The organism is Neochlamydia sp. AcF95 (assembly GCF_018342455.1).
In the GTDB taxonomy this organism is placed as follows: Bacteria; Chlamydiota; Chlamydiia; order Chlamydiales; family Parachlamydiaceae; genus Neochlamydia.
Genome location: NZ_JAEMUC010000060.1, coordinates 1 through 11,508 on the forward strand (window position 1 = coordinate 1; position 11,508 = coordinate 11,508).

Below are 11,508 nucleotides of genomic sequence, written 5' to 3' on the forward strand. Positions count from 1 at the left end.
TCAATCGAAAAAGGATTTTTATTTAAATGGCTTGAGAGTTTGTCAAAATAGAATTGTAGCTTCTGAGGCTGATAAAGCTGCAAAAATTTGACATTATTAGGCATGTGTTGTTTAAACACACGGGCACAGCTTTTTGCATCAAGGATTTTTCTTAATTCGTCTTCACTTAAATTATTAAAAGAAAGAAAAATTTTTTGGAAAATTTTTAAAGGTAGAGTTGCTAAAGGATTAGATGGGTCAAAAGTATTATTTTTTGTTATGAGAAAAGAGTTAGTGTTAGTGGGTAATATAGTAGAGCTGTGCGTCTTCTCTAAATTCATTCGGTTGTCCTTCTTTTAGGCTGGCTTACATTTCAAGGGATAGAGAGTTGTTTATAATCCTATTACACCCTTACATTTTTAAGGGGACTGTAAAAAAAATATTTTTCATTTTTTTTATATAAAAGTAAAATTAAATAGGCAGTTTTTATGTTTTTAAAATATAAACAGCTAAATAAGAGGTTCTTAAAAAAGATTGTTTATTTTTAAGTAAGCGGTCACGGGGGTTGCCAGTTATTTTCTGATAAATAAAATAATTTTTAGAGTTTATATTTGCTTAATTATATATGGAATAGTATGCAACCTTCATATGAGCAGCTACTTACAGAGAATGCAGAGCTAAGAGCGTTGATAAATAAATTAGAAAAGGTAATTAACAAGCTTGAAGCGCACATTGCTCAGTTGGAAGAGCAGCTTAATCAAAATTCTAAGAATAGTTCCAAGCCACCATCAACGGATCAAAAAGCTAATCGTTCATCATTACCTAAAGCAGAAAATCGACCTTATCATCCTGGTGCTAGCCGTCAACTATTACCTGCTAGTGCAGTTACCTCACACAAGGTGTGTTGCCTGAAAGTTTGTCCACACTGCCACTCAGATATGCAGGCGACTGATAAGCTTTTTTCATGACAGCAGATCGAACTTCCTGAAATTAAACCTTCGGTGCATCAAATAGATTTAGTGACGAGCAGATGCCCTTGCTGCCATCTAGAAACATGGCCTGAACTTAAAGAAAATGAGCAATTCTTTCTCGGTCCTAGGCTGGAAGGCTTTATTAATTTGCTGATGGGACAACATGCCCAAGGTCCTCGTGCCGTGCGCACCATGATTAGTGCCTTGTTGCCTAATGTGGTTTGAAGCCAAGGTTTCATTTCTAAAGTTAAAGCTCGCACCGCTGCCTTACTTTCTTCGCCTTATGAAACACTCGTTAAAGCAGTTTTTACCGCACAGCAGCCTTTGCATATAGATGCGACGAGTTGGCGTCATGCCGCCACTAACGAACATTTGCTAGTACTACGTGTAGGAAATGTGATTGCTTATGCATGAAAATCCTATCAAAATGGCACTACTCTAAAGGCGCTACTCGGTTAGCAGATTCATTGCTTAGTAAGTGATCGAGGTCTAGCTATTCATCAGGTTCAGGTAAAGATCAAACAATATTGTTTAGCTCATCTAATCCGTAACATACAAGGGCAAGCAGAACAGCCCAATATATCTTTAGAAGATATACAGCGTTTAGGAAACCTATATGATACCTTGCAAGAGCTTTCTAAAGATAAGCATCGTCTAGAAAAAGGACAAATTAGCCAATCTACTTGGCAGCAGTATGGGTATCTTAACTGGCGTTATATACAAGAAGAATTGCAAGAACTGGGGTGCTGGAGTAGCACCAAGAAATTGCGGAAGTTTTGCCAAAAGCTTTTAAAACAGATCAAACATTTCCATGCTTACTTGAAAGATCCTGCTATCCCTATGATCAATAATGCTGCCGAAGAATCTTTAAAAAATCTAGCCATTGTACGTAAGTTATGCCTAGATAACCAGTCTACCTATAGCAAAAGATGGAGGGGAGCGCTGCATAGCTCTATCAAAACTCTTTATCGACAAGGAAAATCTATTCTAGATTTTCTAGTAGATGCTATCCATGCCGCTCATATCAAGCAACCGATACCTTCTGTTATCTAAGAAACCTTTTATATCCCGTGACCGCTTACATTTTTAAGCTCTATCCAGGATAAAAATAAACAATCTGTTTTTAAGCACCTCTTAATTAGTCATTTATATTTTAAAAATATAAAAATTGCCTTTTTAATTTTACTTTTATATAAAAAATGAAAAATAATTTTTTTCGACCTTCTTAAAAATGTAAGGGTGTAATAGGATTATAAACAACTCTCTACCCCTTGAAATGTAAGCCAGCCTAAGAAAAAGGACAAGCGAATGAATTTAGAGAAGACGCACAGCTCTACTATATTAGCCACTAACAACAATTCGCTCCTTATAGCAAAAGATAACACTTTTGACCCATCTAATCCTTTGGCAACTCTACCTTTAAAAATTTTCAAACAGATTTTTCATTCTTTTAGCAGCTTAACTGAAGATGAATTAAGAAAGATCCTTGAGGTGAGAAGTTGTGCTCGAGTGTTTAAACAGTACATGCCTAATAACGTCAAATTTTTGCAGCTCTATCACCCTCAGAAACTGCACCCTTATCTCGACAAGCTTTCAAGTCATTTAAAACAAAACCCTTTTTCGATTGATGGTAGTCATAATTTTTTATCGGCAGATAGGCTGGAAGAGAACTACACCCGCACTTTAAAACTTGCTATCCTAAAAGAAGATCCTATTCAGACAAGATTATGTATAGAAAAACTAGGCGATATCTATTTAATAAAAGGAACGCAGCAAACGCTCCTTCAAGCAGCAGGTCTTTATAATTATGCCCTACATAATGCCTCTTTAGACGAGCAAGAAAGTATTAAAGAAAAGTTATCAAAAGTCGAAATTTTGCTTAGTAAGGCCTGCGAAGGAAAAACTTTAGAATCGTCCTTGTTAGAAGAACAATTTGAAAATAACCGAAAAGAATTGAAAAAATTTAGGGATGAAATAGAAGAGAAAATTCAAGTTCTCGGCTTAGATCCTTCTCCTGAAAAAGTCCAAAAAATCTACCACGAGATTGCCTTGTGGATAAAAAATTTCTTTAAAAGTCTTGTAGATCAAGCTCAAGAGGTTTTAGAAGCTGCGCCTTGTGAATATGCAATGATAGGCTTTGGTTCTTTAGCTAGAGAAGAGTTAACCCCTTACTCCGATTTAGAGTTTGGCATTCTTATGCAAGAAGACACTTTTGGGAACAGAGATTATTTTAGACGTCTAACAACTCTTCTTCACTTAAAAGTGATTAACCTAGGCGAGACGATTCTACCTGCTTTAAATATTCCCTGCATAAAAGAGGTTGATTTTTTCGATAGTGTTACGCCAAGAGGTTTTGCCTTTGATGGTGAAGGAGCAGAAGGAAAAGGCTGTAAAACTCCTTTTGGGAACCGCCAAACATTTGAACTTATCCAAACTCCTGAGAAAATGGCGCAATATATTGGCAAAGATGAAAAAGGCCAGTGGTGGCATAAAAAAGAGCAGCATCTTCCCATGGAGCTTTTAACCTTTACTCATATGCTAGGTAATCATGAATTAACTAAGCAATATAGTAAAAAAATCCAAGAGCAACTAAAGATCTCGTATTCAGAAGGCTTTAATCTGCGCCAGTACTTAGCCAAACATCATTTGTTGAAAGCGGATATGATAACCTTTTATCCAGGCATGCACAATTTAGAAAGGCAAGGCATGCTTTTTAAAGTTAAAAATGATTTTTATCGCTTTCCTCATTTGGCTTTAGACCGCCTGGCTCTTCTTAAAAAAATAGCGGTCTCCGATACGTTCTCTAGAATTGAGCAATTAAAAAAGAAAGGCATTCTAAAAAATAATGCAGCAAAGAAATTAAACGAATGGATGAGCATAGCGCTACTTATGCGCCTTAAGACCTATTCTCATTATCAAGCTCAACAAGAGATGATGAACCCTCTGATTAAACCCTTTCGATTTGATGATCCAAACCTTACTAAAAAACAGTTTGCTTTAGATGATGAAGCTCTGGAAAAGATAGAAAAAATTTACCAAATCTTTATTCCTTTCTATCAAACTGTGCAAAATTTTCTAGGAGGTCATGAAGAAAGCCTTAAATTATCAGATTTAGAGGACAACTCACTACAAACTCAAGGAGATATAGCTTTAAGGCTCCATCTACATCAAAAAGCCAAAGATTTATACAGCTTAGCGATTAAAAATAACCCAGAAAATTCAAGTGCACTACATGCTATGGGGCTTATTTACCAATCTCAAGGTAATTTAAAAAAAGCGTCCGATTACATCAAGAAAGCACTCGATATTGATCTTAAGCTTTTAGGAGAAAAGCATCCCGTCGTAGCAGCGATTTACAATAACCTAGGAACTATCTACCAAGATCAAGGAGATGTAGATAAATCTATTATATATGCTCAAAAAGCATTCGAAATTGATCATAAATTTTTTGGAGAAATTCATATCACTATAGCAAGCAATTATAACAATCTGGGAACCCTCTACCATTTGCAGGGGAATTTAGATCAGGCGGCCATATATACTCAGAAAGCTATCGATATCGACCGTAAGCTTTTTGGTGAAGATTTTCCTACGGTGGCAATGCGCTACAGTAATCTAGGACAGATCTATAAATCTCGAGGAAATTTAGAACAGGCCACCATATATACTCAAAAAGCACTTAGTATTACTCATAAGCTTTTTAGCGAATTTCATCCCATGGTAGCAATTTGCTACAATAACTTAGGATCAATTTGTCTTGAGCAAAAAGATTTAGTTCAGGCGGCTGATTACATGAAGAAAGCACTCGCTATAGACCTTAAGATTTTTGGTGAAAATCATCCTAAGGTGACAAGAGATTACAACAACCTAGCGATGGTTTACCAAGAGCAAAAAAATATAGAAAAGATAGAGAAGGCGGCTGATTACATCGAGAAAGCACTCGCTATAAACCTTAAGATTTTTGGTGAAAATCATCCCACCGTGGCAAAAAACTATACAAATTTGGCAATGATCAACCTAAAACAAGACAAGGCGAAACAGGCAGCTGAGCATTTTAAGAAAGCGCTTGCCATTGACCTTGAAATTTTCGGTGAAAATCATTCTAATGTAGCAAAAGATTACAACAATTTAGGAATGCTTTACGAAAGCCAAGGAAAATTGGGGAAGACAGCTAAGTACGTCAAGAAAGCACTAGCGATTGACCTTAAAATTTTTGGTGAAAAGCATCCAGCTGTGGCAAGTTACTACATTAATTTAGGAACGCTCTACAAAGAACAAGGAAAACTAGTGAAAGCAGCTAAGCGTACCAATCAAGCCCTAGACATTGACCGCGAGCTTTTTGGTGAAAATCATCCAAATGTGGCAAGAGATTATAATAAACTAGGAATAATTTATAGGAATCAAGAGAATTTAGAAAAAGCTATAGAATGTGCCAAGAATGCCTTATCCATTAACTTTAAGATTTTTGGTGAAAATCATCCCGATGCGGCAAGGGATTACAACAATTTAGGAACAATCTACCAAGAACAAGGCAATTTGGTACAGGCGGCTGAATATACTAAGAAAGCCCTCACCATTTGCCTTAAGCTTTTTGGTGAAAATCATTCCAACGTAGCTATAATTTACAACTCCTTGGCAAGCATTTATCAAAGACAAGGCAATTCAGATGAGGCGGCAGAGTCTATTCACAAAGCGCTTGCTATCAACCTTAAGCTGTTTGGTGAAAATCATCCCGATGTAGCAAGAGCTTACAACAACCTAGGAATGATCTACCAAAAGCAATCCAATTTAGTTACAGCATTTGAGCATTCTAGTAAAGCCCTTGAAATCGCCTACCGTTTATTTGGAAAAGATCATCCAACTGTAATTGCATTCCTTAATAATCTGCTAGCCCTCTTTATAGAGGCTTATTATATAAAAATAAGGCAAACGGCCACGGGATATAAGAAGATTTAGTTAACAGAAGGGATAGGTTGTTTAGTACGAGCGGCATGGATAGCACCTTCTAGAAAATCTAGAATAGATTTTCCTTGCCGATAAAAAGTGTCCTAGATAGTACTTAACCTGACAAACATGGGTTACCTGGCAGGTACTCTTTCTGTCAGTTGTAACTTATCTAACATCTTTTCCTGCGCAAGATGTTTGGCATCTAAGAATGTTTGTAAAGGCGTCTTGCCGAAACAATACTTTCCTGTATGTGTTCTCTCGTTATTATACTCATTCATCCATTTATCCACATCCTCTTGTAATTCTTCAACATTATTAAACACTTTCTTCCTAAAAGGGGTGTAATTGAAAGTGTTGGCAAGATAAGGAAGGGTTGATACATACTGAAAGCGTAGCAAAAGGAGGTTGCATATGCTTAACGAAGAAGAAGTTAATAAAGTATTTAATCGCTTAAAGAATCATCCCAGCTTATTAGAATCCATTAAAGAATTATTATACGCTTTTGAGCTACTCCTTATGTACTCCTATACTTCATAAAATCCCTTTCGTTAAGCAGAGAGACATCTTTTAGAGGGGTGGGTATGTAGACTAAGTTTTTTAAAAGCGTATTAGATATTACCGAAGGAGTTAAAGGAATAGAAGTGGCGGATGATGCTGAATTTGCTCTTATTCCCGAAGTTAGAGGCTTAGGGAAAAAATGCCTTGAGGATTGGGCAAAGCATCAAGTAAATGAACAAGAAGCCAAGGCTCAGGAAATGAAATTAAGAAATCACTCAAAAAAAAAGAGACTGTCAATTATTCTGTGTAAACCATCTCAGTTATTTGTTAATCTGCTGTAATAGACAGGACTTAACCTGACATTTGTGATAAAAATAAAGGAAACACGATTTATAAGTCGCGAAGCTTGAAGCCCTGTTTCATAAAGTTCTTTGAACCTATAAAAGCTATCTCTAGAATATCCCATCATCTTACACGCTTGGGATACATTTCCTAATGTTTCAGCTAGCTTTAAAACACCAAGTTTATTTTTTATAACTTTTTGATGAGTTGCTAAATTTGACATTTTGACACTCCTTATTGGTTTAAGTCGCTCACTTCAATTTTCCTGCTATCCCTTTTAATGAGCAACAGGGCTTCAAGCTTCACGACTTATAAATCGTGTTTCCTTTATTTTTATCACAAATGTCAGATTAAGTCCTGTCTATTACAGTTTAAGCTTAATGCGGTGTGCTTTTTTTGCATATTCAGCCGCCTTTGGTAAATCTCCTTGTGTTTTGTATACTTGGCTCAGACGATAGTAACCTTTAACTACAGTACGATGATTTTCTCCTAACAGACTAATATGGATTTTTAGCGCTTGATTGATAAACTTTGCTGCTTGTCCTAAATTTCCTTGTTCTTGGTAGAGTGATCCTAGATTCTCATAACTTAATGCTACAATAGGATGATATTCACCGAATAATCTAAGGTTGATTTTTAGCGCTTGATTAATACACATAGCTGCTAGTTCTAAATTTCCTTGTTTGCTATATAGTACCCCTAACGCATCATAACCCAAAGCCACCTCAATATGATTTATACCCAAATGCCTAATATCAGTTTCAAGCGCTTTCTTTTTGTAATCAGCCGCTTTACTTAAATTGCCTTGTTTTTTGTAGATTATACTTACATTATTATAACGCCTTGCTACCTTGGGATGATATTCGCCAAAAATCTTAATGTCAATCGTGAGAGCTTCCTTAAAATAGTCTTCCGCCTGTTTTAAATTTCCTTGTTCTTGGTAGATTGTTCCCAGGTTATTGTAAATTACTGCTAGAGGGGGGTGATATTCACCAAAAAGCTTAATGTTAACAGTAAGAGCTTTATTGCCATACTCAACCGCCTTTTTTAGATTGTCTTGTTTTTGGTAGATTGTCCCCAAGTTATTGTAAATTGCTACCATAGTGAAATGATTATCACCAAAAAGTTTAATATTAATGGCAAGAGCTTTCTTAATATATTTAGCTGCCTTTTTTAAATTGCCTTGTTCCAGGTAAATTGTTCCCAAGTTATTGTAATATCCTGCCACCTTGGAATGATTTTCTCCAAAAAGCTTAAAGCCAATGGCGAGAGCTTTCCTACCATAGTCTTCCGCCTGTTTTAAATTTCCTTGGGCTTTGTAGATTGCTCCTAGATTATTGTAATCTTCTGCCATCTTGGAATGGTTTTCTCCAAAAAGCTTGAGATTAATAGTAAAGGCTTTCTTTCCATAGTTTTCAGCTTGATCTAAAGCCTCTCGGCTAAGATATATTGTTCCTAAGCTAGCGTAGATTATTGCTACCTTGGGATGATATTCATCAAAAAGCATAAGATTGATAATGAGAGCTTTCTTAACATGCTTAGTAGCTTGCCTTAAATCCCCTTGTGCTTGGTATATTTGTCCAAGATTGTTGTAATATGTTGCCACGGTGGGATGATTTTCGCCAAAAAGTTTAAGGTCGATAGTGAGAGCTTTTCTAACATACTCAACTGCTTTTTCTAGATTACCTTGTTCTCGATAGATTTGTCCCAGGTTATTGTAATATCCTGCCACGGTGGGATGATTTTCGCCAAAAAGTTTAAGGCCGATAGTAAGAGCTTTCTTAACATGCATAGTAGCCTGTCTTAGATCCCCTTGTGCTTGGTATATTTGTCCAAGATTGTTGTAATATGTTGCCACGATGGGATGATTTTCGCCAAAAAGTTTAAGGTCGATAGTGAGAGCTTTTTTAACATACTCAACTGCTTTTTCTATATTACCTTGGTCCTTATAGATTGTTCCCAGGTTGTTATAATCTCTTGCTACGCTGTCATGATTTTCGCCAAAAAGTTTAAGGTCGATAGTGAGAGCTTTTTTAACATACTCAACTGCTTTTTCTAGATTGCCTTGTTCTTGGTAGATTGTTGCTAAGTTATTGTAGTCTATTGCTACCGTGGGATGATTTTCACCGAAAAGCTTGAAGTCAATAGCAAACGCTTTCTGGGTACAATCAAAAGCCTGTGCTAAGTTGCCTTGTTCTTGATAGATTTGTCCCAGGTTATTGTAATATCCTGCCACCGTGGGATGATTTTCGCCAAAAATTTTAAGATCGATAGTGAGAGCTTTTTTAACATACTCAACTGGTTTTTCTAGATTGCCTTGTTCAAGGTAGATCCTTCCCAGGTTATTGTAATATCCTGCCACTGTGGGATGATTTTCGCCAAAAAGTTTAAGATCGATAATGAGAGCTTTTCTAGCATACTCAACTGCCTTTCCTAGTTTGCCTTGTTCTCGATAGATTTGTCCCCGAGTGCTGTAATCTCTTGCCACCTTGGAATGGTTTTCACCAAAAAGTTTAAGATCGATGGCAAGTGCTTTCTTTCCATGCTCAGCCGCTTTTTCTAGATTGCCTTGTGCTTGGTAGATTTGTGCTAGATTAATGTAACAAATCGCTACCTTGGGATGATTTTCGCCAAAAAGTTTAAGATCGATGGCAAGTGCTTTCTTACAATATTCCGCCGCTTTGTTTAAATTTCCCCGTTCTAGGTAGGCATTCCCCATGTTGTTATAATCAGTTGCCACGGTGGGATGATTTTCCCCAAAAAGCTTAAGATCAATGGTAAGCGTTTTCTTGCTATACTCAATTGCCTTTTCTAGGTTACCTTGGTTTTCATATATTGTTCCTAGGTTGTTGTAATCTCTAGTCACATTAAAATGATTTTCGCCAAAAAGTTTAAGATCGATAGCAAGAGCCTTGGCGGCATATTCAGAGGCCTTATCTAATTTTCCTTGTTGTTGGTAAATCATGCCTAGATTACTGAAACGAATTGCCACGGTGGGATGATTTTCCCCAAAAAGCTTAAGGTTAATGTTAAGCGCTTTGTGGGTATACTCGGCCGCTTTTGCTAAATCTCCTTGTGCTCGGTAGATTAGTCCCAAATTATTGCAACGAACCGCCACGTTGGGATGATTTTCACCAAGAAACTTATGATCAATAGCGAGAGCTTTCTTAACATACTCCGCAGCCTTTCTTAAATCTCCTTGTTCCTTGTAAATTTGCCCTAGGTTGCTATAATCTCTTGCCACCATGGGATGATTTTCTCCCCAACGCTTAAGGTTGATAGAAAGAGCTCTGTTGCCATACCCTGCAGCCTTGGTTAGATTTCCTCCTTCCATATACATGATTCCAAGAGCGCTTAAAATCTGAGGATTTTTTGGATCTGCTTTTTTTGCAACTTTGTAATGCATTTTTGCCTCTTCTTGTTGAAAAAGCCTTAGGGCTATATCCCCTTGTGTCTGTGGAGAATTGTCCTCTAAATCTGATAATTTGAGGCTTTCTTCATAGTCTGCTAGGAATTCTTTAATAGCTTGATAGAAAGGAATAAAGGTTTGGTAGATTTTTTTTATATTTTCTAAAGCTGTATGATCTAAGGTAAACTGTTTTTTAATAAGATTTTGATCTTCAAACCCAAAAGGTTTAAGGAGGGGATTCATCATCTCTTGTTGCGCCTGATAATGAGAATAAGTCTTAAGGCGCATGAATAATGCTTGGCTCATCCATTCCTTTAACTTTTCAGTTGCGCACTCGGTTAAAATCTCTTTTTCTTTTAATTGACCAATCCTAGTAAATGTATCTGAAGCTGCTACTTTATAGAGAAGAGCTAGCCGGTCCAAAGCTAAGTGAGGAAAACGATAAAAATCATTTTTAACTTTAAAATGCATGCCTTGATTCTCTAAATAACCTATGCCCGGTTCAAAAGTTGCCATATCTGATTGAACCAGGTGTTGCTTGGCTAAATACTGACGCAGATCAAGGCTTCCTTGATAAGATATATTAAGCACTTCTTGAATTTTTTCATTATAGGCTTTAGTTAATTCAATGTTGCCTAGCAGGTGAGTAAAGGTTAGCAATTCCATAGGAAGATGCTGCTCTTCTTTATGCCACCAGTGGCCTTTTTCATCTTTGCCAACATATTGCGCCATTTCTTCAGGAGTTTGGATAAGCTCAAATGTTTGGCGATTGCCAAAAGGAGTTTTACAGCCTTTTCCTTCTGCTCCTTCACCATCAAAGGCAAGGCCTCTAGGAGTAACGCTATCGAAAAAATTAGCCTCTTTTATGCAGGGAATATTTAAAGCAGGTAGAATCGTTTCGCCTAAGTTAATCACTTTTAAGTGAAGAAGATTTGTTAGGCGCTTGAAATAATCTCTATTTGCAAAAGTATCTTCTTGTATAAGAATGCCAAACTCTAAATCGGAGTAAGGAGTTAACTCTTCTCTAGCTAAAGAACCAAAGCCTATCATTGCATATTCACAGGGCGCATCTCCTAAAACTCCTTGAGCTTGATTTACCAGACTCTTAAAAAAAGCTTTCATCCATTCGGCAATCTCGCTGTAAAGCTCTCTGACTTCTTCTGGTGAAGGATCCGAGCCGAAAGCTTGAATTTTCTTTTCTATTCCCTGCCTAAACTTTTTTAACTCTCTGCGATTGCTTTCAAATTGCTCTTCTATTAAGGACAATTCTAAAGTTTTTCCTTGGCAAGCCTTGCTAAGCAAAATTTCAACTTTTGATAACTTTCCTTTAATACTTTCTTGTTCGTCTAAAGATGAATCATG

7 protein-coding genes and 2 pseudogenes are annotated in these 11,508 nt (G+C 36.8%); 5 read left to right on the forward strand and 4 right to left on the reverse strand.

Translation table 11 applies throughout. The features are described 5' to 3' along the window. Positions 1-320 (reverse strand): hypothetical protein (locus NEOC95_RS07390; RefSeq protein ID WP_213152363.1); only part of this gene is annotated, 320 nt, incomplete at its 3' end. Between the two features lie 294 nt (positions 321-614). Between NEOC95_RS07390 and NEOC95_RS07395 the strand changes: the two genes are divergently transcribed. The 4 genes from NEOC95_RS07395 to NEOC95_RS07410 all read left to right on the forward strand — a co-directional run bounded on the left by NEOC95_RS07395 (position 615) and on the right by NEOC95_RS07410 (position 5,906). Further along, positions 615-947: a DUF6444 domain-containing protein gene (locus NEOC95_RS07395; RefSeq protein WP_213152364.1), complete on the forward strand. Its 333-nt coding sequence runs from the start codon at positions 615-617 to the stop codon at positions 945-947. A 51-nt stretch (positions 948-998) separates the two neighbouring features. Then, positions 999-1,175, forward strand: a complete 177-nt coding sequence (locus NEOC95_RS07400; protein WP_213152365.1) for a hypothetical protein — start codon at positions 999-1,001, stop codon at positions 1,173-1,175. A 291-nt stretch (positions 1,176-1,466) separates the two neighbouring features. Next, complete coding sequence (locus NEOC95_RS07405) at positions 1,467-2,003, forward strand: IS66 family transposase (protein ID WP_349305267.1); 537 nt, start codon at positions 1,467-1,469, stop codon at positions 2,001-2,003. Between the two features lie 255 nt (positions 2,004-2,258). Then, on the forward strand, positions 2,259-5,906 hold the full coding sequence (locus NEOC95_RS07410; RefSeq protein ID WP_213152366.1) for a tetratricopeptide repeat protein: 3,648 nt from the start codon (positions 2,259-2,261) through the stop codon (positions 5,904-5,906). A gap of 122 nt (positions 5,907-6,028) precedes the next feature. Here the strand turns inward: NEOC95_RS07410 and NEOC95_RS07415 are convergent. Beyond that, positions 6,029-6,208, reverse strand: a pseudogene (locus NEOC95_RS07415) (IS481 family transposase); the annotation flags it as partial. A gap of 100 nt (positions 6,209-6,308) precedes the next feature. Between NEOC95_RS07415 and NEOC95_RS09535 the strand changes: the two are divergent. After that, on the forward strand, positions 6,309-6,434 hold the full coding sequence (locus tag NEOC95_RS09535; RefSeq protein ID WP_283248253.1) for a hypothetical protein: 126 nt from the start codon (positions 6,309-6,311) through the stop codon (positions 6,432-6,434). 373 nt (positions 6,435-6,807) lie between these two features. Here the strand turns inward: NEOC95_RS09535 and NEOC95_RS07420 are convergent. After that, positions 6,808-6,960, reverse strand: a pseudogene (locus tag NEOC95_RS07420) (helix-turn-helix domain-containing protein); the annotation flags it as partial. Positions 6,961-7,101: 141 nt separating this feature from the next. Beyond that, positions 7,102-11,508: tetratricopeptide repeat protein (locus tag NEOC95_RS07425; protein WP_213152368.1), on the reverse strand; the 4,407-nt coding region annotated here is incomplete at its 5' end.